We start from the raw sequence: 23,865 nt of genomic DNA, 5'->3' as shown, positions 1-23,865 counted from the left end.
CTCCTAATAGGCCATTTTACGGTAATATCTGCGAATCTCTAACGGATGATTTCTTTCCCTTTCAAGGTAAACGCTGATTCTGCCTGTTAGTGCCCAGTTAAGGCATACGGCAAAGTGCTTTCTGAATTCGTCACTAATCCCTTCCAATGGATAATCCTTTGTATCCAAGATGAACAATTCCTTTGTGATATTTTCTGCGAATCTTTCCACACGTTCCACCAATGGACGAGTTTCGTCTTCTCCTTTAAATAGAATGACACTTGTATCTTCCTCAACCAGCTCCAGCGTTCCGTGAAAAAATTCAGCTGCATGAATAGATTTGGACTTAATCCATTGCATTTCCTCTAAGATACACATGGCGTAGGAATACGTATTCCCCCAAAGGTTCCCCGCACCAACCAGCATATGGTAATCTGTATTTTTGTGCTTTATAGCGAATTGCTCAGCACGGGCATCGAAATCCTCGAGTGCATGAACAATACCTTGTGGTAAAAGGGCAATTTCTTTGGCAAACTGATCATATTGCGGAAATTCATCATTGTTATGAATAAAACGGAAAGTAAGCAATTGCAAATGAATAAAGAACGTGTCAAAGGAATGCTTTTCGTGACCAGTTGAGATGCAATAATCAACGGCTTCTGCCAATGGAGTGCCAAGTTCAGCCACTAAACCAATCGTTGTTGCCCCCATGCTCTTACAGAACTCGGCAGCAGCCACGGTTTCTTTTGTCGTTCCAGTAACAGAAGCAAAGATACAAACCGAATCCTTTGTCAGGTGGCGATTATTCATAACAAGGAGTTCAGCCGCAATCTCAGCATGAACCTCCAGCGATGAATTTGACTTTAAAATATACTCATATGGATACATCATCGCAATCGTCCCACCGGAACCGATCAGGAAAATATTCTTAAAACCTTTAGCCGAAATACCATCCACAACCCTCTCAATCTCTTCCCTCTTCCCCATCGCCTCTTGCCCAACTAACTGTAAATATAAATCAGCATCAAATTTCAACATCCAACATTACCTCCAAATTTAAATTAGAATTTTTGGGACTACAAATTTATATAGAAACATTTGGTGCCTGACACCATTCATGGACATTTGTCCTCGTCTCGCGAACAATAAGGACCATCCCCCAACTGTCCACCCACAGCGGACAAATAGCCAAAGTGTCTTTCTTTGGTGCCTGACACCAACAATGAATCACACCGACAATGACTCCAACAATTGTATTAGTAAGGTACTTTCCACATGTATCTTCTGGTGGTTAGTGGGTGGTTGCGGGCTTCGGCTAGTTCTTCGGCGTATTGGCGCAGGACGGTTTGCAGGACGAGTGGGGCGATGTAGCCTTTGACACTTTCGGCCACGCCTGTTAGGTCAAATTCCTTCGCATCGAGAACAACTAGTCTTTCGCCATAATGTCGGGTGAATTCCAATGAACGTTCTTCTAATGGACGAGTCTCGTCTAAACCCAACAGCTGAATCACTGGAACGTCTTTATCCAACACTTCAAATGGCCCATGGAAATACTCCCCGGCATGGAGAGCGTGGGAATGAATCCACTGCATTTCCATCAGCAGGCAAATCGCAAACCAATAGGCAATCCCATAATTGGCGCCGCTCGCCATGGTGTAAATCACTTTTTCATCCTTATAGGAATTAGCAAATTCCTTGGCCGAGGCTAAAAACTTTGCTTTCTCTGATACGAGTATTGGGTCTAGGTTCTCTAAGGAGGCAACGACCTCTGAAAACTTTTCATTTCCTTCTTTGATGGCCAGAAGTCCAAAAACAAGCTCCAACATCACAGCCTGCGCCTCGTTTACAAACTTCGCTTCTTTCCCATCTTCATAAACAATGACATATTCAGATACTTGGGCAAGCGGTGATTTCGCATCAAAGGTTAGCGAAACAGTAATCGCACCTTTTTCCCGTGCGAAGCGGGCTGCCTCGACCGTCTCTGGCGTTTTTCCATAGTGCGAGCACGAAATCACCAACGATTTCTCATTGAGTTTCCGTGGGTTACGGTGCACAAACTCATTGGAACTATATAGGTCAGAATCAATGGTGTCACTTTCACGATCTAACACGTATTTACTTGCATACATGAGGGAAGAAGAGCCCCCGCATCCTACGAAATAAACACGATTAATGTCCCTTTCTTTAAAAACCTCTAAAGCCTTTTGAACGTCTGCTAACATTCTTTATCCTCCTTTATTTATTGACTTTACGGTTGAAACTTCCTTTTGCGTATATTGGAGCCTTTGATATGCACCAAAACAAATCAAGGCAAAACCACAAATTAAAATACAAGAATACAGCAGCACCAAGGACCCAAACCCATCGTACAGCAGCCCGCCCAGCAAAGGCCCGATCGTTCTGCCCACATTGGCAGCACCACTGACTAAACCTTGATACATACCTCTTCTATTGAGGGGTGCCAGTCGATCCGCAATCGCTGGCACGGCTGGAAAAATAAGAATTTCTCCGATTGTCATAATCACCATCCCCGTTACAAACCCGCCATACGACTGGCTGTGTGACAGGAGGGCGAAGGTTAGCATAAAAAAAATCACACCGGATAGAAGCTGCCACTTCACCGGACTCTTCAGTCGGGCCATGAACCACTGGATCAAAGGCTGCCCAAACAAGATCAGTAAACCGTTGATTGTCCACAAAGCACTATACGCTGACAACGGAAAACCTAACTGGTGCATATAATTAGAAATACTCGTTTGCCATTGGATATACGTAACCCAACAAAACATAAACCCTAAACAAAGAATGAATAACGAATGGAAGCTTTGCTTCGTAGGACGCACTTCTTTTTTTAGCGTCAGGGCCGTATCCTTTTTTACAGTTGCTTCATAAATGGGTTCCCTCTCATCAAGAGCAAACCAAACGATGAAAATAAACAGGAGGTAGGTGAACCCATTCACCCAAAAGACGTATTGAAACGAAAATTGGGCCACAATTCCACCGAGAGCGGTACCTACTGCTACACCGAAATTGAGAACAAGGTAAATTAAGTTAAAGCTTTTTCTGCCGCCTTCCTTCCAAACAAACCCAGCGAGTGCATAAATGGGAGGGAAAATGGTTCCAATCCCTAATCCAAGAAGAATCATCGCTAGAATATAGATAGGCCATGATAACCTTATTGAAATAATGAAAATAAGACATGCTGATGTTAGAACAGCGAGGAGCAGGGTTCGTTTCCCTCGGATGCGGTCATACAAATAGCCGCCAAGAAAACTGCCAACAATTTCAGCCCCGGAATGAAGCATTAGAACAAATCCCGCTTCAGATAGTGTTTTACCCATCCCTTGGGTCATGTAAATGGTATGCAAGGGCCAAAGAAAAGCCATACCTGTCGAATTGACTAACATTGCTATTAATAAAACTTTTAAATTCCTAGGATAACTCCTCCATATAGACATAGGATAAACTCCTTTATATCGCTGAACTAGTCACCCGATTCGGAACAATTCCTCCACTTTTACACCAGAAAGGGTGCAAGACTTCGTAACGATTTTTCAACGGCCTGATTTGGATCTATCAAGTATTGAGAAGAAGTAAACTCCAACGTAAGAGCGCGATTGTAATTGTGGTCACCTAAGGTTTTCATGTATTTTTCCAATGGCAGGCTGCCGTCTCCCCAAGCTAAGTGTCCACCCGGGTCCCCATCCATAAAGTGGATATGGACAAAATCCTCGCGTAATTCTTCAAAGTAGCTAGCTAGCGCTTCTCCTTCAACCGCAAGCGGAATGGTATCGACCATTCCCTTCAGAGCAGGTGAATGGATTGAATCGAGCATTTCTTTTAGATCAGGCAAAGTATTAATCAGATTGGACTCGATTTTTTGTAGTGGCTCCAAGGCCAGAACGGTTCCTTGTTTCTCCGCATAGGCGGTAAGCTGCTCTAATGAATCTTGGGTCCGGCTCCAGGCTTCCCGTCTGCTTTCATTGCGGTACCCCCACCCGGCCGTTACTAACACCATCGGGGCTTCTAATTCAAGAGCGGCATCGATTGACTTTTTAAAGTAAGCCACACTTCTTTCACGAATCGCTGACTCCTTTGCCGCAAGATTAATAGGGTACATACACTGTTCAGGTGTAAAGCAAACGACCTCGAGGTCACGCCGGGCAATCTCTTTCTTAATGGCGCGGATTGCAGTTAAGGATAAATCCTCCACATATAGGTGCGGTGCGGCACCCCACAGTTCAATTTTTTCAAACCCATACTTCACCATCGCATCTAAAAAATAGTCCAGCGGATAGTGCAGGTAGTGAAAATTCATCCCAGTTATTTGTGACCGTTTGATTTTTACCATCCAATCCCTCCAACGTAGAAAGTTCGTTAACATCCTAATATTTACCAAAATACTCATTTGGTATATACCATTTAAACCAATCATGAAAAACCAACTGATTAGTTAACAGAATAGGAAAAGCAATCCACCCTTTCCTATTCTGTTTAAAAACCTTCAATTCAACCAACATCTTTGGATAAAATTACCCTTTCACACTGCCAGCAGACAGTCCGCGGACAAATTGCTTTTGGAAAATGATATACGCAATAATCATTGGCAGCGCCGAAATCGCTAATCCCGCCAATTGAATCCCAAAGTTGGTATTCAACTGACTTCGCAAATTCATCAGCCCAACTGGAATCGTCCTCAGGGAAGAGTCTTCCACAAATACTAACGCGAACATAAATTCATTCCAGACGTTCATCCCTGTTAATAAAGCACACGAGGCAATAATCGGTTTCCCCATCGGAACAATAATATGCCTATACACCTGCCACGTATTACACCCATCAATAATGGCCGACTCCTCAAGCTCTTTCGGGATGGATAGAAAATAGGACCGCATTAAGAAAATCGCAAACGGCAATTGAAACGCAACATACGGAAGGATTAACGCCCAGTAGGTGTTGTAAAGTCCCACCGCCTGCAGCAATTTATACAGTGGAATTAAGCTGACCTGCGGCGCCAGCATCAAACCACTTAGGATGAGAAGCAGAAAAATGTTCTGCCCCTTAAACTGAAAGCGGCTTAACCCAAAGGCGGCCATTGACCCGAGCAGTAACACCGAGACGACTGAAGCCACTGTTATGAACACACTGTTTAGGAAAAATTGACCAATCCCCGCATCCCATGCTGCCTGATAATTTCCCCACAGCCAATCCTCCGGCAACGACCATGTGTGCAAGAAAAAGTCTGCATTCGATTTTAGTCCGCTCAAACCGAGCCAGATAATTGGATAGATGATAATCAACGAAAAGATCCCAAACCAGACAAGCACAGCAGATTGGAAAATTCGATTCTTAATCTTCAGGGACATCCGTGAACTTCCTGTCCCGATTTCATTCCTATTACTCGTCTTTACCAAAGGGTTATTATTTATCATTGCCTTACGCCTCCTTCCCTGATTTGCCTATTTTTAACTGAACTAAGGAAAGGGTTAGGGTTATGACAAAAATAATGGTCCCAATCGTGGATGCATAGCCCATTTCATCATTTCGGAACGCGGCCCGATAAAGCATCGTGCCTAAGACCTCGGTTGAACGACCAGGTCCCCCATTGGTCATCACATACACTTCATCAAAGACTTTGAACGCACCAATAACAGTAATCACCGTACCGACAAGAATCATTTCCTTCATTTGTGGCAAGGTGATATAAATGAACGTTTTTATCTTAGAAGCCCCATCAATCATTGACGCTTCATAATATTCAAAAGGGATTTTTTGCATGGCAAGCAAGAAAAGCATCGTCATATAACCGGTATACTGCCATTGCGAAACAGCTACAACGGCATAAATTGCAGTCTTACTGTCACCCAGCCAAGATAAGGCCCATTCTGATTGACCGATTGTTTTTAACACCCCATTCACTAAACCAACTTCTGGGTTATAAAGAAGCTGCCATAATAACCCAACAACAGCAATCGAAATAACGGAAGGGATAAAAAAGACGGTCCGGAAAAAGGGCTGAAATTTTCTAATCAATTTATCTTCTAAAATGGCGGCAATAATTAAGCCCAAACCGACCTGAAAAATTAACGAAATAACCGCGTACAGAGAATTATTTTTCAAGGCGGTAAAAAAGATTGGATCCTTGAAAAGTCTGCCATAATACTCTAAGCCAACAAATACTCTTCCAGCCTCAAAGGAATTCCACCGAAACAAACTGTTATAAAGATTTAATACGATCGGTAAAAATACAAAAAACAGGATGAAAAGGAGCGCTGGCATTATAAATAGTATAGCGGTTCGACTGCTTCGAAATGTTTTTGTCATCCCCAACTCCTCCTAGGAGGGGGTAAGCAGTGCCTGCCTACCCTGTCTCAATAATTAAATGTATCATGTATTAACTTTGAAAACTGTCTAGCTCTAGCGCCCAGCGGCTAGTGGACTTCGCTTTTCTTATTCCACTTCACTTTGTACTTGCTTAGCTACTTTTTGAACTTCTTTGATAATTTCTTCCGGTGTTTTTGACCCGTCAAGCAACAGCTGGATATTGGATAAATACACATCTGCTACCTTGGCATGGACGTCTGTGTCGAGCCATTCGGCCATACCTTCCGCCTTCTTCATGTAATCCACACCTTCAGCTACTTCCTTCAGTGCCGTATCCGGGTTAGTGGCCCCATCAATCGGACTTGGCCAGCCAATTTGCTTCACAAGCTTCAAGGCATTTTCTTTACTTGTTAAGAACTTTAAGAATTTAATCGCTTCTTTCGGATGCTTGGTTTTCAAAGAAACGATAAATCCATCCGGTGCACCAGTAATGAAACTTTGACTGCCCTTACCCTCTGCAATGGACGGCATTGGGAAGAAGCCCCAGTTTCCTTTCATATTATTCTCGACCGTTTGGAACTCTTCTAATTCCACATAGAAGATCGCTCCCTTACCAGCTGCAAATAATTGTTGTCCCATATCATGGGAACTAGAATTAACATTCTTCATAAAATAACCCTTTTTATTCAAATCTACTAACATTTGCATCGCCTTCACATAGCCAGGATCGGTGAACTCTCCTGATTTAGGATTATAGTCTTTCATTCTCACATCCTGTGCGACCATCTTTTGGTTTAATCCTGTTAAGTAATGGATCGCTGCCCATGGGCCTTGGTTTCCGAGAATGATAGGTGTTTCTCCGCCCTTTTTCAGGGTTTCCAACACTTGTAAAAATTCATCCCATGTAGTCGGTGCCTGAAGTTGATATTTATCAAAAATCTTCTTGTTGTAAACAAAGAATTTTCCATTGAAGCGAAGAGGAATACCGTAATTTTTTTCGTTGGATGTGAAAGGTTGAAGAGATGCCGGAATAAAACTGTCCTTCCATGATGTATCTTCATTTAAATAAGGAGTCAAATCTAAAGCTGCATCAGCACGGACGAATTTTCTGGCAAATTCACCTGACCACGAAAACATAATGTCGGGAACTTCGTTACCGCCTAAAATAACACGGAGTTTGTCTTTAATCGGTTCATCTGCAACCGCTTCCATTTTAATCTTGATATCTGGATTTTCCTTTTCAAATGCTTTGACTACTTCTTCAAAATAAGGAGCGTATTCTGGCTGCGGCCATTTATGCAAAAATTTTAATACGACTTTCCCCGAATCCTCATTGGTGGAAGAAGAACTAGAACACCCCGTAAGTACCAGCGCGAACACCAACAGTCCTGCTAATAAAACGTTTATTTTCCTTCTCATTTCATTAACCCCCTTATTTTTTTAAATGATCAATCAGTTAAAATCCTTTCACCTCCCTACCCTTCTATCCTTATTTCAATCCCTTTTAGGAAATTAAAAGGGAATCCCATAACCAAATGCACCATCAACAAGACATGTTTTTGCCGCAAATTTCGCTCCTTCTACCAAACTATTTTTCAGGAGGACAGCTTCCTGCACATCAGGATTCACCTTTTTTTCAGAAAGATAATATAAGATAAACGCGGTAAAAAAGGAGTCCCCTGCGCCAAGCGTATCAACCGGCTGCACAAGGTGCGGCTCTTGTCGGTAAAAGGATTGGCCGTCATAGATGATCGAGCCGCGTGAGCCCATCGTGCCCAAAACTAATTGACTCCCAAAGGAATGGACACGTTTTAATAGATTCTCAACTTCCTCGTCGGCCAATTGCCCGCAACTTAGCAAACTGATATCAATATACTGGCAATTTCTCTCGAGCAACGCATCGGTATAATCACTTGAAAAATCATAAGATACCAGGATTCCGGATTCTTTTAACTTATGTAACTCTGAATCCATATCACTGTAGATGCTGCTATGGGCAATGTCGAAGCTTTTAATATAGGCCAAGTCTTCTGCGCTGAGGACAACCGGATGATCGCTTTGAACACCGCCCCCATTCCCACCAATAAACACTCGGTCTCCATCCACTAAATCAACCGCGGCAAATCCATTCTCCCCCTCATGCTGCCGACAATGAGTAATATCCACCTCCAAGCTTTTTAAGGTGGCAATAATATGCTCTGCAGCCCGATCATTGCCGAACACCCCAAGATAGGCCGCTTCAATCCCTAACTGCTTTGCATAGACACTGAAATTTAAAGCATTTCCACCTGGATACATCGTTTTTTTATAAACATATTTATCAACCACATTATCGCCAATGCCGATTACCTTCATGAAAAAACCTCCAATTACCACAATTGGTATATACCATTTGGTTTATTTAAAAACTGAAATGATTTTGCCTCATTTCAGCTTTAATTCCGAATAAAATTTCACAATGTCACTTCTTGTTAACGAAGTGGAGAATTCAATTTCCTTTTCATTTTTATCAAAAGCAACGGATTCTTGAAAGATACACGGACTTTCGGAACGTATTTTTAACAGCTTGCTTTCACTTTCATCCGACACGGTCACCTGCATGTACTCTTTTGCCATGACAAGGACAATCCCGTACTCTCTTTCTAAAATTTCATACAACGAATCATTTTCCGTAATAATTTCATCAAGCCTTGGGCAAAGCTTCTCTGGCAGGAACGATTCTTCAATCGAGATCGGTGTCTCATTAACAAGCCGAAGCCGTTTAATAGCAGTCATCACTTCCCCCGAGGGAAGCTTTAATTTTTGCGCTAAATGAGCGTGGGCTTCCATTTTACGAATGGACAGGATTTGTGTACTCGGAATCAATCCTTTACTCAACATGTTTTTGGTAAAACTGTTAAAGGTAACAAAATCCATCTCAATTTTACTTTGATTGATAAAGGTACCCGCTCCTACACGCCGTTCTACCACACCTTCCCTTTCCAGGATCGACAGGGTATGTCTTGCGGTCATACGGCTAATTTGAAACTGCTCGGCCAATTCCCTTTCCGAAGGAAGTTTGTCACCGTGTTTAAGTTTCCCACTCTCAATTTCCTCAAGAATTTTATTCCTTAATTGTTTGTAAAATGGAGTTGCCTCTTCATCTCTTATCATTCTACTCATCTCTAATTTCTCCCATTTATGCAGATATTCAATACCATACACAAAGGATATAGTATTTCTACTTCTTTTGTAAATTTTTGTTTTCGTAGTGGTATATACCATTAGGAATAGAGTTAAGATAATCTTTTTGGAAGTTTGAAAACAGGTGATTTGTAAGCGCTTTAAATATGATGTGTCAGAATACTTAATTAATTTTAGGATAATCCATATCTTTAACCTTGTCAACCGAAGAAATTTCTACAAAATCAGCTATGAGAATACTAATTAAACGTTTGATTAGTTTCACCTTAAGCCTTGTCAAGGCTAGGATTTCCCCTCCAACTGCCTAAGTATATTGTCGAGAATTGTCCAGCCATTTCACCGAATATACCTAAGGCATGTCCCCTTAGCATTAGAAAAGAGAGCATGAATCACCTCTCTTTGAACTAAATTACTGATTATAATCCCACATAATCCTCCACTCACCTTTTTCTTTTACTACAAAAACCTCTTGCTTTAAATCAAAATTTCCATATTTCCCTTTATAGGTTTGGGTAACAGGAACCGTGTATACATTTTTCAGCAAAGGTCCTGTTTTAGACATCTTCCACTTCTTCATTTCTTCCGGCTTGCCGATTGTATAGGTAAAGCTTTCCACGCCAAAATGGTTCATGAACACATGGGCACGATCCTGGATGTAGTTTCCTTTAGTGAACTTTTCCTTCATAGCAGAATGAAATAGATTCCATGAATTCGCGAAATCACCGTCAACTTCATACCTATAAAACTCGTCGACCATTTCCTTTGCCTGATTGCTAGGAGAAAAGAAAGCAAACTCCATTGCCAGAAAAATTAAGATACTAACAATCAAAACGATACCAATAATCATACCTTTGGAAAGTCTAGATTTTTTAGCCATGGTTATCTCCTTACGTTCCAAGCTATATATCTAACAATATGTTTAACCATGTCCAAATAGTATTTTGAATTGATTTGGATGAGTAAAATCTCCCCTGCTCCTTCCCTTTATTAACTTCTGTTGAAATCGCTCAGCAGGGTGTCTGGCATCAGAATTATAAATTTTATTCATTAGAAAACAACTTCCTAGATATATTAAAACCACCAATTTCCACTAATAACACCAAGCTTTCTTTAATCTTTAAGCGTTCTCTGCGGTAAGATGGAAGGAATCCGTTGGAACTGCCCCACAATTCTACGATTTAACGATTCTTTCTTTTTCTCCCACCTTTAATATTATAGTCACGAGAAAATTGGCAATGATAGTAGAGGAGGTGAAAAAAAGATGACAAACGACCCGAATCTTCGTGGAAATATGCTCGATCACGAATGGAATAGTGAAGAGGTTCAAAATGAAATCATGTTCAGCGGAATAATCGACGATGAATGGCTCGAAAACAGACGAACAGACGATGAAGACTATGACTATCAAGATGATGACCATAACGATTACGTATGGTAACCCAGCACAAAAAGCCACGGAAAGGTTCCGTGGCTTTTTAAAAAAATTTAAAAAAAAAAAACGCTTACTGGCGGATAAGAACATGTTACTGTCCAAGATGTATTAAAACTCCATAAGTCTCCTCTACATCAGATCGCAACCACAATACAAATAAGGCCGGAATCCCGGCCTCATTTTTCTATCGATTATCCACTTTCTCCGGATAAAGATCATGGTTCATCAAACGGAAATTGGCCATCTCCTCGTACTTAGTTCCCGGCTTTCCATAGTTACACCATGGATCAATCGAAATCCCGCCGCGTGGAGTGAACTTTCCCCAAACCTCAATATATCTCGGATCAAGCAGCTTAATTAAATCATTCATGATGATATTCACACAATCCTCATGGAAATCCCCATGATTCCTGAAACTGAAAAGATATAACTTCAATGACTTACTCTCAACAATCTTTTGATCCGGTACATATGAAATATACATCGTCGCAAAATCCGGCTGGCGCGTCAACGGACATAAACTAGTAAACTCCGGGCAATTAAATTTTACAAAATAATCACGATCTGGATGAAGATTATCGACCGCCTCCAATACCTCTGGAGCATATTCAAATGAATAGGTAGTCCCTTGATTACCTAATAAAGTTAAATCCTTTAAACCTTCTTCATGGCTTCTGCCAGACATACAAAAACCCCCTTGTAATCTGTCCCGATACTTCACTAAAGTAGAGTTTCCCGCAGCAGCTCTATTTTTCAAACTAAAAGGATCCCACAAAAAAGCCACGTCCAGTATGGACATGGCCTAAAGTCATGTATCCATAGTTTTTTATAGAGGGTATCAGCTATGAACCTCTCCCGCAAGTACGGGCATTCTCATCTTCATATCATATAGAACACCACAACATTCGTCAATGGCAGATCAAGGCAAATTTTTGCAGCGCTGGTGCCTGACACCATGTGGTATAATAAAAAATATTTGCCACGACTTTCGGGTTGCGAAATTCTTATATTATGAAAAAGTCCTGTCAAAAGGCAAAGGGGGATATGATGAAACAACAAGAAATAGGGTCACGATCGATTGGGCTGCCGCTAACCATTTCAATCATTGCCATCTCATTTTCGGCTATATTTGTCAAATGGTCAGACGCACCGGCCTCAATTTTGAGTATGTACCGGATGTGGTTTGCTAGTATCTTAATGGTTCCCATCGTCTGGAAAAAACGCAGTGAATTTAATAATATCATGAAAAAAGATTGGTTCTTTTTATTTTTCTCAGGCTTCTTTCTAGCCCTGCACTTTGTCCTTTGGTTCGGGTCCTTGAAATTAACAACCGTCGCAAGCTCGACCATTATCCTTGCCTTGCAGCCAATTGTCTCCTTGCTCGGAGGTTTTCTCCTATTTAAGGAACGAACCACCTTGTCCGCATTGATGACCATGGGTATTGCCATTATCGGAGCGATGATGATTGGCTGGGGGGATTTCGGTTTAAGCAACGATGCAATCATGGGGGACCTGCTGTCGTTTTTCAGTGTCATCTCAGTGGTTGGCTACTTATTAATCGGTCAGACGATCGTCAAAAAGGTATCACATTGGCTTTATAGCTTTTGCGTATTTTTCTCGGCTTCAATTATTCTTACCATCTATAACCTCACAACAGGAGTTTCCTTAACTGGATATCCTGCCAAGGAATGGGGCATCTTCTTGTTACTCGCCACCGTTCCAACGGTCAGTCACGTGATCAATAACTGGCTTTTAAACTACGTCAATGCGACAACAATCTCGATGAGTATTTTAGGCGAACCCGTCGGTGCCACCATTCTAGCGGTCCTATTATTAAATGAACATCTCGTCAGCTGGCAAATTGTCGGCGGCCTGCTCGTCCTGCTCGGTGTCTTCTTCTTTTTAAGCCAGCAGCAAAAACCACTGCCACAAGCGGTAAAAGAAGGCACTTTTAATTAGCCATTAAGAGAACAATCGTACAGAAAACAGGGGCTAAGATTAGTCCCTTTTTGAATACATTTATGTAGTGTGATCAATCACATTGTAATAATCAGTTTTGCTCTTTCATACCATTTACCTCATTCTGTTTTAGAAAACTCTTGATCGTTTCTACGGATAATCCAAGTTCTTTTGCTTCCAAAATTAGCGCAAACCATTCCTTATCAATAACCGTAACATCACTTTCTGAAACATTCATATTCTTCCTCCTAAAATGCTCTCCGTACTCAATTATCCATTTATCTTTTAAATAGTCTATACTGCTCAATATAAGCTATTATATCTAGTACTTTTATAACAATGTGTTGGATTCTGTCGTATTTATAAAATTTTTCCAACTATTATCTGCCGAATTATGCCAAATTATTACAAATCTCTACACCGCCCTTCTTAGAAATTAAAATAACCAAAACCAAATCTTTAACATACGAAAAAGGGCTGCTTACAAAAGACATGAATATGCCTCTTGAAGCAGCCCTTTAGTAAGATTTATTTACCTGAGTTTCCTTTCCGTACCTCTAGTCGTATTTCCTGCGACCCACCCTTTAAGCGGGTCCATTGAACCTTCTGCCTATCAACTATTTTCCCTATTTTACAGCTTCCAAGTTGGGAAATCCGTTTCTTTTTGTTTTTCATACTCTTTCATTCTTGAGTAAGAGTTTGATAGCTTTGATAAAATGTATCCTTGAGGGCTTGTTGTTTCCACTTGTTTGCTTAACTCTTGAATTTTTATATTCGTAAACATGTTTGACACTTGAGCTAAATTTTCAATCGTGTCCATTAATTCAGGGTTATCATTGTAATTGCTTTTGGCGATATAGTAAATATAATCAAGTTTGTTCCTTATGTGCTTTAGCGTCTCGAGATCAAATTGTTCAGTCATTACATCACCCCTTATCTTAAAGCATATGGAACAAAAGGTGATTTGGAACAAAATCCAAAAATAAATTTTTGTGGCAAAAAATAAAGGATGGCCACTTAAACGGAAATCAATGAAATCTACATATCGGATGGCATTATATGAGTTTGAACTTAAAATAGAAAAGCAGAAGTGAAACCCTAAGGTCTACTTCTGCTTTTTGATGTTCATTTAAGCTGTGACTTTTGCTTTTTCGTGATCTGGACCTTTTACTGGGTTCGCAATGGCTCCTTTTAAGAATCCAGCCGCATCGAAGCTGCCTGTTAATTTATGAAAACCTGCTGTAAACCAAGAATAGCCAAGGTATAAACGTAAGACAGTTAAGATAGCGGCAGCGATTTTATTTTCTCTTAAAAATTTGTTAAACATAATTCATTCCGCCTTTCAATTTTTGTTTGTTCTTTATGATTACACTATATTCCCTTTTTCTGTTAAACAACATAGAGATAGTGACAAGTTCACAGTTTGTTTAAAATGTTTTGACGAACTGATGGACAGCCCTAAAAGGAATGCATCAAACCCTACAGTCATTGCTTTCGAACCATTCCCTTTAAGTTGGCATATAGTAAGTTATTAAAATGCAAAGGATGTTCATCTATGTCAGAATTTCCAGTTCCAGTGAAGATTGATACAGTCAGTGGCGGGATTGTTCAATTTGGCAATTCGTTGTTTATTTCTCCTAAGAGCGCCTCGAAAAGCACACATGGCTCAGGCTCAACAAATTCAGGGCTTCATGTCACAACTATTACTGGTCAAAGTACAACCACTTCGGTCAATGCGGATCTACTTGACCAACCCATCGTGCAGGATAACTAACCAGGTTTATAAGGGTATAGACTGGGGGGGTTCTAAAGTATCATGACCCGCAGAAATTCTAATCAAAGCAAAAAGACGACTCGGAAGCCCGAATCGTCTTTCTTTAAATAGAACAGTTAAGCACTTACTTTTGCTTTTTCGTGATCAGTTTCGATTTTTCCAGCTGATTAACAACTGAGATCGTTTATTTCAGAATCTGGTGAGAAAATCCCACCGAGATATTCGGCGTGTTCGAGATATTGTTGCACAAAGTCTTTCAATGTCATCGGGATACCCGTATCTTCTAACCAATAATCATAACTAATCGCCAAAGTCTTTTTGATCATGTCATTTTCTAGCCAGTTAGGGGCTAATTTATGCTCAAGACCGGCAAGGACATTAGCAATTTCTTGAATTGTGGTTATGTTTATCACCTTCTTAGTTATATCACCTTTTTTCTAGTATATGTGATGATCGGCAAAAAAAATTCTAAAACCACTCCATTTCTTATAGTTCGCAGTCGGTGTCACATTCCTTCTATTTCTCACCGAGTTCGGTCGCTTAGACGAAAAATTATATAACTGATACATGTTGATCTATACCAAGCAGGCTTGGAGTTTTCCTCCAAGCCTGTTTTTCTATTCATTTATATTCTAATGTAATACTCTTGCTGCAGTTGTAAATTTAGCCGGATTATACGTAGCAATTTTCACAACATCACCCGTTTGCGGGGCATGTATATATTTCCCGCCTCCAATATATATGCCGACATGATAGGCAGGGTTACCCCTAAATACCAAATCACCTTTCTGTACATCATACGGAGAAATTCTGGTTCCTACATCTTGTTGGTCACGGGATACCCTTGGAAGACTAATACCAACATATCGGTACACATATTGAGTGAACCCTGAGCAGTCAAACCCGCTTGGAGATGACCCGCCCCAAACGTATGGAACGCCCAAATATTGTTTAGCGGCTGCTATTAACGCATTTGCCTTGTCAGAGTTAGTCGCTTGAATTGTCGGCGAACTGGAAGCTGATGGGCTCTTTACCGAAGACTGTGGTGCCTGTTGTCTTGGCCTTTCTGGTGCTTGTTGCTGTACTTCTTCTGGTACTTGTTGCCGTACTTCTTCTGGTGCTTGTTGCCGTACTTCTTCTGGTGCTTGTTGCTGTGCCTCTTCTTGTGCTTGTTGCTGTGCCTTTTCTTGTGCTTGTTGCTGTGCCTTTTCTTGTGCTTCTTGCCGTGCCTTTTCTTGTGCTTCTTGGCGTGCTTTATCTTGAGCATTTTTTTGTGTTTGTTGTTTAGCTAGTTCCGTTTGTTGTTGCTTTAAGGTACTTTTTGAATCAGCCAATAGCTGGTTCATTTCTACTTTATCTGCTTCAACCTTTTTCTGTTCAGAAGCAAATTCATCCTGACTCTTTTTTAATTGGGTTAATTCATTTTCAAGCTTTTGTTCTGCACCTTTTAAGGTTTCTTCTTTTTCTGCTAGAGCCTTCATTATATCTGTATTACTTTCAAGAATTTGCATAACGGCAGTAGATCGAGTTAATAACTGAGAAAAATCTTCAGAAGAAATGATAAATTCTGCGTAAGTGATAATGGACTGTTTCCCTTGTGCCTGCATGGTTCTTAGTCTTGTAGAATAGTAGTCTTTGTTCGTTTCTAAGTCTTTTCTTGCTCTTTCAATTTCAGTCTTTGTTTCTTCCATTTGACCTTGTTGTGCTTTAATATCATCGTTTAGTTGTTTGCTTTTTTCCATTCCTATAATGATTCGGTTGTCTAGTTGTTGTATCTTTGTTTCTATGTCTTCAATTTGTCCTTCGGTCTCGTTGATTTGTCCTTTTGTCTGATTGATTTGTCCTTGGGTAACAGGTCGACTTGCAAAAGCAGGGGTTGCTTGCACGATCGTAGTTAAAAGAGCAACCGATAGCGTAAATATTAATGTTTTCCGTTTCAAACTATAATCACCTTTTCTTAGAGAAAATTATTCCAATTCGTATAATTATAGTTTAAGTTTGTTTGAGAATAATAACAATGGAACTGAGATGAATGTAATAAATTTGTAATGTTATGTAGAAACTTCATAGAAAGCGTCGAATGTAGAACCTAGTTTTCGTGAGAGAATGTTAACTTTCGTCATTTTTCAATATATAAAGGAAAATTGAGAGATTAAGAGAAGAGTGGCAGGGAAATGTCCCAAAAAAACCTCGAAGAATACAGTCTTCGAGGTTTGTTCTGGATTTTGAGGCAGGTACATCGCATATCCTTATTTAGACAAAAGTCTGTGTAGAATTATTTCTACTAAATCGATACACCGCAATCAAGAAAAACGCAGCGGCAAAGGCGAATAGAATCATGAAATTTAAATACAACCCACTAAATTCATTTCCTTCCTGAAGCTTCGTTAACGTATCCAATGTCCAGCGCTGCGGCAGGAAATTAGCAATTTTCTGTAACGATTTCGGCATCACTTCCACCGGCCAGAAGCAGCCGGAAAGCATGACGGTCGGGGTGATAATTAAATTTTGTAAGGCGCCCGCGGCACTGCGGCTGTTTGAAAAAGAAACAATCACTAATGAAATCCCTACGGAAATCAATGAAAATAGCAGCATGACGAACGCCGCTGACCAAAAGGACATATTGATGCCAATATCAAAGATACTTTTCATAATCGTTAACGTGATCAGCACCTGTATCGTCATCACAATCATGTTGACCATGACATTGGAGAAGATATACTTCCTAGCATTAATCGGAGTTGATAATAACCGAAAATAGGTGCGGTTTTCTTTTTCTAAAAGGATGATCTCGGACATATTGCAGGCTGACATCAGCATGATCATAATCAGGAAGCCAATCGTTTGGTTGGTCATTAACTTGTTTTTTGAAGAATCTTCTAAAGCATTTGTGGTCAGCTTATAATCTGTTTGCTGGTAATCCTGATACATCTGCTCAAAAGTCTGTTGATTACCTCCCGCAACATAACTGATCGTCGCAATATTATCGATATACTGATGTAAATAAGATTTCACGTATGCGGTAATTGCTGCACCCTTGATCGAGGTTAGTTGGATATGGTCAGGCTCCCCAGCCAAGACACTGTCAGAATATCCTTTTTCAAAGGTAATTACACTATCTAGATCGCCAGACGAGATTTGATCTTGAACATCGGCCGTGGTAATCTTGGAAATTTCCACATTCTCTAATCTTTTTAAAAATTGGATTGTATCCGTAGTAATCTTGCTTGTGTCCTGATTAACAATTCCAACATGGAGGATTGTTTTTTGATCGCCGCCATAGACTAGCAGGGAGATAAAAATCCCGATTAACGGCATACATAGATACATAATAATGTTTTTCTTTTTTCGAAACGTCACACGTAACGTGTTCTGAATTAACCAGAGGATATCCTTCATTATAGCCCCTCCCGTCTTTGCAAAGAAATGATCGCCACGAGTAAAAATAAGAGCGCCCCGCCAAGATTGATCGTTAGTGCCGGAATAGCTGCGGCAAAGTCATTCGCATAAATAATCTTTGTCAGCGCTGTATTCATCCAGGTTAGCGGCGAAAGCTCGGTAATCAGCTTGAAAATGCCTTCTGGGTTGTCAATTTTAAAATAAGCCCCGCCAAAAAAGGACGATAACTGCACAAACAGCATGATAATCACTCTCGGACCTGCACTTGTTTTTGACAGGAAGCTGACGCCAATCCCCATGCTGACCGCATACACGACTTCTGTCAGCAGAACAAGGAATACCAATCCAAGATGTTCGCCCCAATTGGCTTTGAAAATGAGCTTGCTAAACAGGATGACGAGCAGGATACAGATGCTATTACTAACGAGACCCCCGAGCACTTTCCCGATGAAAATTTCACTTTTTCGTACTGGAGAAGCAATCAGGCGGTCCGCTGTCTTGCGAACTCTTTCGCTTACGATTAACGAGCTTGACGACATCGCACCGTAAAGAACAATCATCGTTGTGATGACAATTGCATAATAATCCATCGATCCCGGCTTTTTATCGGGAAGCAGCGATGTTTCCTTAATGAAATTTGCCGGCTTTTCACGCGTGAAGGCACTTTCCAGCTTTTGCGGAGCCACCTTCATGACTTCAGAAGCAATATTGTATTGATCGACAAAGGAGGAGAGCATCCCTTGCAGAATATTTCCTTCAATACTGGTCCCATTATTGACATAGAGCTGAATCCCTTTATCGGTTACTTCTATATAACCATCATAGTTACCTTGCTTCACTTCTTTTTCGCCATCGCTATGTTCAGTTGCCTTTTTAAAATGAAGCCCTGATTTTTCGGCCTCAGTGATGAAGTGAGGAAAGTACTCACCCTTCGTTGTATCTTTATATAAGACATCGATATCATCGACGCGCAGACTGGTCGTAAACGTGTTCGACAGTGCCGTTCCAAGGACGAGCATTAACACAATTGGGAAAGCTAACATAAAAAACAAGGTTCGGGTATCCCGGAAGTCTGTTTTAATACCCTTCCACGCGATATTGAGTATGTTCAAAGTGAGTCCCCCCTTATTGGTCACGTAGATTTCTACCCGTTAATGTTAAAAATACCGTTTCCAGGTTCGGTGCTTTTTCTTGTAAAGAGCGGATTTCGATCTGGCTGCTCATAAAATGCTCAATAATCTTGTTTAAGTTATTGACGCCCGTATCTGAGTTGATTTTAATCAAGTTTTCATCGACTGAAACAGCTTCGACCCCGTTTATATCTTTAATCGATTCCAGGTTCACCTTTTCAGTAGATTTAACCTCAATCCAGACATCCTTTGTATTGGTAATGATCGACTTCAGCTGCTCCTGCGTTCCTTCAGCAATGATTTTTCCATGATCAATGATTGCAATCCGGGAACAGATCTCTTCGACTTCCTCCATATAGTGGCTCGTGTAAATAATCGTGCAGCCCATTTCATTCAGCCGTTTTACTGATGTAAGGATATAGTTCCGGGACTGTGGGTCAATCCCGACGGTTGGTTCATCCATAATGATGAGCTTTGGCTGGTGGGCAATTGCACAAGCAATATTTAAGCGGCGCTTCATCCCACCTGAAAAACTTTTCGGATAGCTTTTATGTTTATCCTGTAGGCCGACGAAATCAAGGGCCTCCTCTACTCGTTCATTTAATTCGGCACCACGCAGACCGTAAAGTCCAGCAAAGAATTTTACATTTTCATAAGCCGTCATATCCTCATAGATCGCCAAATCCTGCGGCACCATGCCAATATTCATTTTCGCAAATCGGCTGTATTTAGCACTATTTTTTCCGAGTATGCTAATCGTTCCATCATTGCTGCGCAGCAGACCAGCAATCATGTTAATCGTCGTACTTTTCCCAGCTCCATTGGCGCCCAGAAAACCAAATATTTCTCCCTCTGCAACAGATAAACTCATATTGTCAACTGCGATAAAGTCAGCGAATTTTTTTGTTAAATTGTTAATCTCTAAAACGTTCATCGTTTCACCCCTAGATCGTTTTGTCTATTTCCAGTATAAAGAAAAAGAATAAACGCGCATAAGTGCAATCGTTCATTCTTTTCACATGAGAATATTCATATTGTGAGCGTGAGATTCTCATCACCCTAGTGGCAGGAGCGTAGTGACGGAAAAACCATTGCTGCTGTCGACAATCATTTTTCCATTGACAGATGCCGTCCGCTCCTCCATTCCGATGATACCTAGGCCTTTTTTAATCGTTGCGGTTCCCGCACCATTATCCTTCACTTCAACTCTGATCATTTTGTTTAAAACCTTTAGATCGACGGAAACTTGTGTTGCATGTGAATACTTCATCGTATTCGTCAGCGCCTCTGTGACATTTTCATGGATGATTTTCCATTGAATCGGCGCGATAATATCTAAATTGCCTTCATGGGTGAGGACGGTTTTTATCTGTTGTTTGGCGTTAAAATCATCGATTAGCAGCTTCAAGCGGTGAATCCCCACTTGTTCCGTGGGGGGCTTCATATTTTTTAGGGTCATGCGGATGTTTTCGATCCCCTCTTTCGAAATGTTGATCGCATTTTGGAGGAGCTCGGTTGCTTTTTGTGGATCGGTCTCCATTAATCGTTTGGACGCTTCCATCTGAAAAAGCGCACCGGTCATCGAGTGGCCAATTTTATCATGAATCTCCTGTGAAATTCGGTTGCGTTCCTCTAATTTAAAGGTGTATTCGGACTGCCGTATGTATTCGGTATTTTCATTGATATTTTTCGTTAACTTTTGGAGTTTTTTTCGCATCGAATCGATTTGTTCTTCATTTTTTACCAGTCTATCGCTATAGATAGTCGTGAGCGAAAAAATCATAAAAGAAAGACACGCCACTAAACCGTATAGGGGCTGCAACGATTCATTCATATACAAGATAGGAAGCAAGGAAAGAATCATTAGCGTAATTTTTTTATCGGAAAAACATGCGGCCAGTTCCACAATCGATAAAGGCAGGAGCAGGCTAAACGAGGGATCCACGATGAGATAGGCTCCTGACGTAATAGCGATGGACACCATATGCAGTATCCTTTTGATGGTGTTATTTTTAAAAATATAAAGCGTAATATTTGCACAAAAATACACGAGAAAGGCGAGGACAACCCAGGAGATATGGCTGATATTGGTTTGTACTGCAAGGTAAGCAATATACACTAACAAGATCAGCTTTGTAAAAATAATCCAAAACTCCATTTTAGTCTACTTTTCCCGTCAGATAGTAAATCGCAATTTGAGTTCGGTGCTCAAGCCCTGTCTTGCCTAGAATAGAGCTAATGTAATTAGCTACCGTCCCCTCGGAGATAAATAATTCCTTGGAGATCGCTTTATTTGAATACCCCTTCGCAATCAAGGACATGATTTCACGTTCACGTTCGGTAAACCCTGTGAGATCGATTTTTGTTTCAGGTTCTTTATTAGACGCCGACAAATTGGACTTTATTTTTTCAAGAATAACATCCTGAAGAATGCTGTTTCCATGGAAAACACTCTTCAACGCATCACGGATTTGTTCGGGGTCATTGTTTTTTAATAGATAGCCTTTGGCCCCATTTTTGATGGCATCGAGGATGTATTCATCATCATCAAATGTCGTTAATATGATAGGCTTGGTGTTCGTTGTTTCAGTAATCAGCTTCGTGGCTTCCACCCCGTTCATATTAGGCATGCGAACATCGAGCAGGGCGATGTCGACTTCATGCTTTTGACAGTAATCGACTGCCTCTTTTCCATCACTGACGGTGTCAAGTACTTCAAATTCCCGGTAGGTAGATAGAATGATTTTCAGACCTTCTCGAATAAATAAGTTATCATCCGCAATTATGACTTTAATTTTCATAAGTTTAGGAGCCACTTCCTTATTTTTACTCTCTATACCTGCCATTATAGCAAGAAACCTGGAGGAAGATGCATATCAAATCAAATCGCGGATTTCATAAATGTGTTCATCTGCCCATTCATTGGACGTTTATATGCATAAAGTACAAAAGGTAACCATTTTTAAGGGTAATCAAAAGGACGATTTGTTATCGACAAAAAAGGAGATGTATTTGTATGATGGGAGGACATTTCGGCGGTCACCAGGGGGGACATTATGGGGGGCACGACGGTGGGCATCACGATGGACACCATGGGGGCTATCACGACTTTGGGCATCATGATGGACACCATGGGGGCTATCACGACTTTGGGCATCATGATGGACACCAGGGCTATCACGACTTTGGGCATCATGATGGACACCATGGGGGCTATCACGGAGGCTATCATGGGGGGTATCACGGTGGGTATCACGGAGGCTACCCTGGCTATGGTGGTTATGGCGCTCCATTTGTAGGGGGATTGTTAGGCGGCCTAACGGTCGGTGCATTGTCATCTGGCGGAGGTTATCCATACCCAGTACCCTATCCTGCCCCATACCCAGCACCCTATCCGGCACCTGTACCATATCCAACCAGCTATCCATATAGAGGGTATCCCTATTAGTAGTTGAGTAAAAGACTGATTTCAATGAAGTGGAACTGACACTAGGTCGGTACCTTTTGAGCCAAAAAATAAAGCGTAAAAAGGCCTCTTCAAAGGACTTTTACGCTTTTTCTCTATGAGAGAGTTACCATGATATACTGCATGGTATCTAGTGCCTTTTCTTTCAAACTTAATCATTATGAATATATTGGATAAATATAATAAGTAATTAAGCAGATATTTTCTCTAGTAAACCCATTTGTAAGTTAATTAATTTATCAAGCTTTTCACTTAGTTTTACCGTCTCAACTGAAGTAAAACCTTTGGATAGCCCCACTGAAATCATTGTTTTTCTAAGATGTTCGATTTTGGTAAACAGATCGTCGTTAGTCATCATCAGAAACTCCTTATTTTAGAACTTGTACTAAGTGTACCAATTGAAAGCGAATACAATAAAATAGTTTTCATCATCAAATATCGACACTTTTTACTATCTTCATAATGTTTATGACATTTAATTTTATAGTGACACTCGGAATATGCCGAATACTGCATTCTGCCAAGGAAAAAAGTTCATTTTTTGGACACAAAGATACATAAAGTCAATAAGATGATGAATTTCAGAAATAGCATCCTGTTCTACAAGCACTTGAATGAATATTATTTTTGTATCTGAATACATAAATAAGAAGAGCGTAAAAAACTGTTTCTTCTATAATACTTATGGTGAAACGGAGGTTTTTAGATGAAAAGGTGGTTGACTGTTTTTTCTGCCAGTCTATTGCTGCTCCTGAGTGGGTGTTCTTATTTAAACACGGCGGCTGACACGCTTGATTATGTAAAGGAAGCCACAAGCTACGCAGTAACCCTAGACAATTTTGCCGCTGAAACTCCTCCACTTATCAAACAGGTTGTAGATAACCAAGCAGAAGCAGATGAACTCACGGCACAACTCCAACAGATGAAAAATGAGATACAATCCTTTAATACTCTTGATGTCCCGGAAACGGTAAAGGGATTTCATCAGGAAATTATTGAACAAAATAACCTCTTAATTCAACAAATTGACCTCTACTTAAAGGATCTCAAAGACGGCAAACTTAACCCATCAACCCTCGATAACAGCAAACTACTTCAACCCGTACAAGAAATCACAACCATTATCGTGCAAATCCAAAAGCTCGGGGCTCAAGTAAATGAAACACTCGGTGCCTAGAAAAGCGGAAGCCCGTTTAGCGGCGAACACTTGGTGCCTGAC

General features: G+C 40.7%; 26 protein-coding genes, 1 pseudogene and 1 riboswitch. Of the genes and pseudogenes, 5 read left to right on the top strand and 22 right to left on the bottom strand.

All coding sequences use genetic code 11. The features are described 5' to 3' along the window. Positions 1–3: 3 nt before the first annotated feature. The 10 genes from J7E67_RS00760 to J7E67_RS00715 form a co-directional block, all read right to left on the bottom strand. Positions 4–1,017, bottom strand: a complete 1,014-nt coding sequence (locus J7E67_RS00760; RefSeq protein ID WP_214717275.1) for an SIS domain-containing protein — start codon at positions 1,015–1,017, stop codon at positions 4–6. A gap of 218 nt (positions 1,018–1,235) precedes the next feature. Continuing rightward, positions 1,236–2,201, bottom strand: coding sequence for an SIS domain-containing protein (locus J7E67_RS00755; RefSeq protein ID WP_214730654.1), 966 nt, complete (start codon positions 2,199–2,201; stop codon positions 1,236–1,238). Between the two features lie 3 nt (positions 2,202–2,204). After that, a complete protein-coding gene (locus tag J7E67_RS00750; RefSeq protein WP_214730653.1) occupies positions 2,205–3,437 on the bottom strand; it encodes an MDR family MFS transporter in 1,233 nt (410 codons plus the stop codon). A 59-nt stretch (positions 3,438–3,496) separates the two neighbouring features. Continuing rightward, complete coding sequence (locus tag J7E67_RS00745; RefSeq protein WP_214730652.1) at positions 3,497–4,330, bottom strand: TIM barrel protein; 834 nt, start codon at positions 4,328–4,330, stop codon at positions 3,497–3,499. 181 nt (positions 4,331–4,511) lie between these two features. After that, entirely contained in the window at positions 4,512–5,411 is a 900-nt protein-coding gene (locus tag J7E67_RS00740) for a carbohydrate ABC transporter permease (RefSeq protein WP_251026478.1), read from the bottom strand. A gap of 4 nt (positions 5,412–5,415) precedes the next feature. Then, positions 5,416–6,303 (bottom strand): carbohydrate ABC transporter permease, encoded by an 888-nt coding sequence (locus tag J7E67_RS00735; protein WP_214717279.1) that lies wholly within the window; start codon positions 6,301–6,303, stop codon positions 5,416–5,418. Between the two features lie 126 nt (positions 6,304–6,429). Continuing rightward, the gene (locus tag J7E67_RS00730) at positions 6,430–7,722 is read right to left on the bottom strand and encodes an ABC transporter substrate-binding protein (RefSeq protein ID WP_214730651.1); all 1,293 of its coding nucleotides are present in this window, start codon (positions 7,720–7,722) and stop codon (positions 6,430–6,432) included. Positions 7,723–7,815: 93 nt separating this feature from the next. After that, positions 7,816–8,679, bottom strand: a complete 864-nt coding sequence (locus tag J7E67_RS00725; protein WP_308161319.1) for a fructoselysine 6-kinase — start codon at positions 8,677–8,679, stop codon at positions 7,816–7,818. A gap of 48 nt (positions 8,680–8,727) precedes the next feature. Continuing rightward, positions 8,728–9,465 (bottom strand): GntR family transcriptional regulator, encoded by a 738-nt coding sequence (locus J7E67_RS00720; RefSeq protein WP_251026477.1) that lies wholly within the window; start codon positions 9,463–9,465, stop codon positions 8,728–8,730. Positions 9,466–9,895: 430 nt separating this feature from the next. Then, complete coding sequence (locus J7E67_RS00715) at positions 9,896–10,363, bottom strand: hypothetical protein (RefSeq protein ID WP_214717282.1); 468 nt, start codon at positions 10,361–10,363, stop codon at positions 9,896–9,898. A gap of 384 nt (positions 10,364–10,747) precedes the next feature. Between J7E67_RS00715 and J7E67_RS00710 the strand changes: the two genes are divergently transcribed. Next, a complete protein-coding gene (locus J7E67_RS00710) occupies positions 10,748–10,924 on the top strand; it encodes a hypothetical protein (protein ID WP_214717283.1) in 177 nt (58 codons plus the stop codon). Positions 10,925–11,102: 178 nt separating this feature from the next. On the opposite strand, the gene queF is transcribed toward J7E67_RS00710, so the two are convergent. Then, entirely contained in the window at positions 11,103–11,603 is a 501-nt protein-coding gene (gene queF, locus J7E67_RS00705) for a preQ(1) synthase (RefSeq protein ID WP_088089713.1), read from the bottom strand. 127 nt (positions 11,604–11,730) lie between these two features. Then, positions 11,731–11,777: riboswitch (PreQ1 riboswitch) on the bottom strand. 188 nt (positions 11,778–11,965) lie between these two features. On the opposite strand from queF, the gene J7E67_RS00700 reads away from it, so the two are divergent. Continuing rightward, positions 11,966–12,877, top strand: coding sequence for a DMT family transporter (locus J7E67_RS00700; RefSeq protein ID WP_214717920.1), 912 nt, complete (start codon positions 11,966–11,968; stop codon positions 12,875–12,877). A 91-nt stretch (positions 12,878–12,968) separates the two neighbouring features. On the opposite strand, the gene J7E67_RS00695 is transcribed toward J7E67_RS00700, so the two are convergent. From J7E67_RS00695 to J7E67_RS00685, 3 genes and pseudogenes are all read right to left on the bottom strand, one after another. Beyond that, complete coding sequence (locus tag J7E67_RS00695) at positions 12,969–13,115, bottom strand: anti-repressor SinI family protein (protein WP_214717917.1); 147 nt, start codon at positions 13,113–13,115, stop codon at positions 12,969–12,971. A 393-nt stretch (positions 13,116–13,508) separates the two neighbouring features. Then, positions 13,509–13,799 (bottom strand): hypothetical protein, encoded by a 291-nt coding sequence (locus J7E67_RS00690; RefSeq protein WP_214717915.1) that lies wholly within the window; start codon positions 13,797–13,799, stop codon positions 13,509–13,511. A 246-nt stretch (positions 13,800–14,045) separates the two neighbouring features. After that, positions 14,046–14,204 (bottom strand): annotated as a pseudogene (locus J7E67_RS00685) (Crp/Fnr family transcriptional regulator); the annotation flags it as partial. A 228-nt stretch (positions 14,205–14,432) separates the two neighbouring features. Between J7E67_RS00685 and J7E67_RS00680 the strand changes: the two are divergent. After that, positions 14,433–14,651, top strand: a complete 219-nt coding sequence (locus tag J7E67_RS00680) for a spore germination protein (RefSeq protein ID WP_214730649.1) — start codon at positions 14,433–14,435, stop codon at positions 14,649–14,651. Positions 14,652–14,818: 167 nt separating this feature from the next. Here the strand turns inward: J7E67_RS00680 and J7E67_RS00675 are convergent, their stop codons facing one another. From J7E67_RS00675 to J7E67_RS00645, 7 genes are all read right to left on the bottom strand, one after another. Then, positions 14,819–15,064 (bottom strand): hypothetical protein, encoded by a 246-nt coding sequence (locus tag J7E67_RS00675; protein ID WP_214717909.1) that lies wholly within the window; start codon positions 15,062–15,064, stop codon positions 14,819–14,821. A 219-nt stretch (positions 15,065–15,283) separates the two neighbouring features. After that, positions 15,284–16,591 (bottom strand): C40 family peptidase, encoded by a 1,308-nt coding sequence (locus J7E67_RS00670; RefSeq protein ID WP_214730648.1) that lies wholly within the window; start codon positions 16,589–16,591, stop codon positions 15,284–15,286. Between the two features lie 313 nt (positions 16,592–16,904). Beyond that, entirely contained in the window at positions 16,905–18,050 is a 1,146-nt protein-coding gene (locus J7E67_RS00665; RefSeq protein ID WP_214730646.1) for an ABC transporter permease, read from the bottom strand. Further along, the gene (locus J7E67_RS00660; RefSeq protein WP_214730644.1) at positions 18,050–19,162 is read right to left on the bottom strand and encodes an ABC transporter permease; all 1,113 of its coding nucleotides are present in this window, start codon (positions 19,160–19,162) and stop codon (positions 18,050–18,052) included. Before J7E67_RS00660 ends, J7E67_RS00665 begins: the two co-directional genes overlap by 1 nt. A gap of 13 nt (positions 19,163–19,175) precedes the next feature. Then, positions 19,176–20,114 (bottom strand): ABC transporter ATP-binding protein, encoded by a 939-nt coding sequence (locus tag J7E67_RS00655; RefSeq protein WP_214730642.1) that lies wholly within the window; start codon positions 20,112–20,114, stop codon positions 19,176–19,178. Between the two features lie 120 nt (positions 20,115–20,234). Next, positions 20,235–21,338, bottom strand: coding sequence for a sensor histidine kinase (locus tag J7E67_RS00650; RefSeq protein ID WP_214730640.1), 1,104 nt, complete (start codon positions 21,336–21,338; stop codon positions 20,235–20,237). Position 21,339: 1 nt separating this feature from the next. Then, positions 21,340–21,981, bottom strand: a complete 642-nt coding sequence (locus tag J7E67_RS00645; protein ID WP_214730639.1) for a response regulator — start codon at positions 21,979–21,981, stop codon at positions 21,340–21,342. Positions 21,982–22,196: 215 nt separating this feature from the next. On the opposite strand from J7E67_RS00645, the gene J7E67_RS00640 reads away from it, so the two are divergent. Beyond that, positions 22,197–22,628, top strand: a complete 432-nt coding sequence (locus J7E67_RS00640; RefSeq protein ID WP_251026476.1) for a hypothetical protein — start codon at positions 22,197–22,199, stop codon at positions 22,626–22,628. A 208-nt stretch (positions 22,629–22,836) separates the two neighbouring features. Here the strand turns inward: J7E67_RS00640 and J7E67_RS00635 are convergent, their stop codons facing one another. Then, positions 22,837–23,004 (bottom strand): aspartyl-phosphate phosphatase Spo0E family protein, encoded by a 168-nt coding sequence (locus tag J7E67_RS00635; protein WP_168240888.1) that lies wholly within the window; start codon positions 23,002–23,004, stop codon positions 22,837–22,839. A gap of 348 nt (positions 23,005–23,352) precedes the next feature. On the opposite strand from J7E67_RS00635, the gene J7E67_RS00630 reads away from it, so the two are divergent. Beyond that, a complete protein-coding gene (locus J7E67_RS00630; RefSeq protein ID WP_214717895.1) occupies positions 23,353–23,823 on the top strand; it encodes a DUF6376 family protein in 471 nt (156 codons plus the stop codon). The last annotated feature ends 42 nt before the right edge of the window (positions 23,824–23,865 follow it).

The organism is Bacillus sp. ISL-46, from assembly GCF_018613205.1.
This window is presented reverse-complemented; position numbering and strand designations above follow the sequence as displayed.

Coding starts and splice junctions, on each gene's coding strand:
- J7E67_RS00760 (WP_214717275.1), bottom strand. CDS start 1,017: ATGTTGAAATTTGATGCTGATTTATATTTACAGTTAGTTGGGCAAGAG.
- J7E67_RS00755 (WP_214730654.1), bottom strand. CDS start 2,201: ATGTTAGCAGACGTTCAAAAGGCTTTAGAGGTTTTTAAAGAAAGGGAC.
- J7E67_RS00750 (WP_214730653.1), bottom strand. CDS start 3,437: ATGTCTATATGGAGGAGTTATCCTAGGAATTTAAAAGTTTTATTAATA.
- J7E67_RS00745 (WP_214730652.1), bottom strand. CDS start 4,330: ATGGTAAAAATCAAACGGTCACAAATAACTGGGATGAATTTTCACTAC.
- J7E67_RS00740 (WP_251026478.1), bottom strand. CDS start 5,411: ATGATAAATAATAACCCTTTGGTAAAGACGAGTAATAGGAATGAAATC.
- J7E67_RS00735 (WP_214717279.1), bottom strand. CDS start 6,303: ATGACAAAAACATTTCGAAGCAGTCGAACCGCTATACTATTTATAATG.
- J7E67_RS00730 (WP_214730651.1), bottom strand. CDS start 7,722: ATGAGAAGGAAAATAAACGTTTTATTAGCAGGACTGTTGGTGTTCGCG.
- J7E67_RS00720 (WP_251026477.1), bottom strand. CDS start 9,465: ATGAGTAGAATGATAAGAGATGAAGAGGCAACTCCATTTTACAAACAA.
- J7E67_RS00715 (WP_214717282.1), bottom strand. CDS start 10,363: ATGGCTAAAAAATCTAGACTTTCCAAAGGTATGATTATTGGTATCGTT.
- J7E67_RS00710 (WP_214717283.1), top strand. CDS start 10,748: ATGACAAACGACCCGAATCTTCGTGGAAATATGCTCGATCACGAATGG.
- queF (WP_088089713.1), bottom strand. CDS start 11,603: ATGTCTGGCAGAAGCCATGAAGAAGGTTTAAAGGATTTAACTTTATTA.
- J7E67_RS00700 (WP_214717920.1), top strand. CDS start 11,966: ATGAAACAACAAGAAATAGGGTCACGATCGATTGGGCTGCCGCTAACC.
- J7E67_RS00695 (WP_214717917.1), bottom strand. CDS start 13,115: ATGAATGTTTCAGAAAGTGATGTTACGGTTATTGATAAGGAATGGTTT.
- J7E67_RS00690 (WP_214717915.1), bottom strand. CDS start 13,799: ATGACTGAACAATTTGATCTCGAGACGCTAAAGCACATAAGGAACAAA.
- J7E67_RS00680 (WP_214730649.1), top strand. CDS start 14,433: ATGTCAGAATTTCCAGTTCCAGTGAAGATTGATACAGTCAGTGGCGGG.
- J7E67_RS00665 (WP_214730646.1), bottom strand. CDS start 18,050: ATGAAGGATATCCTCTGGTTAATTCAGAACACGTTACGTGTGACGTTT.
- J7E67_RS00655 (WP_214730642.1), bottom strand. CDS start 20,114: ATGAACGTTTTAGAGATTAACAATTTAACAAAAAAATTCGCTGACTTT.
- J7E67_RS00650 (WP_214730640.1), bottom strand. CDS start 21,338: ATGGAGTTTTGGATTATTTTTACAAAGCTGATCTTGTTAGTGTATATT.
- J7E67_RS00645 (WP_214730639.1), bottom strand. CDS start 21,981: ATGAAAATTAAAGTCATAATTGCGGATGATAACTTATTTATTCGAGAA.
- J7E67_RS00640 (WP_251026476.1), top strand. CDS start 22,197: ATGATGGGAGGACATTTCGGCGGTCACCAGGGGGGACATTATGGGGGG.
- J7E67_RS00635 (WP_168240888.1), bottom strand. CDS start 23,004: ATGATGACTAACGACGATCTGTTTACCAAAATCGAACATCTTAGAAAA.
- J7E67_RS00630 (WP_214717895.1), top strand. CDS start 23,353: ATGAAAAGGTGGTTGACTGTTTTTTCTGCCAGTCTATTGCTGCTCCTG.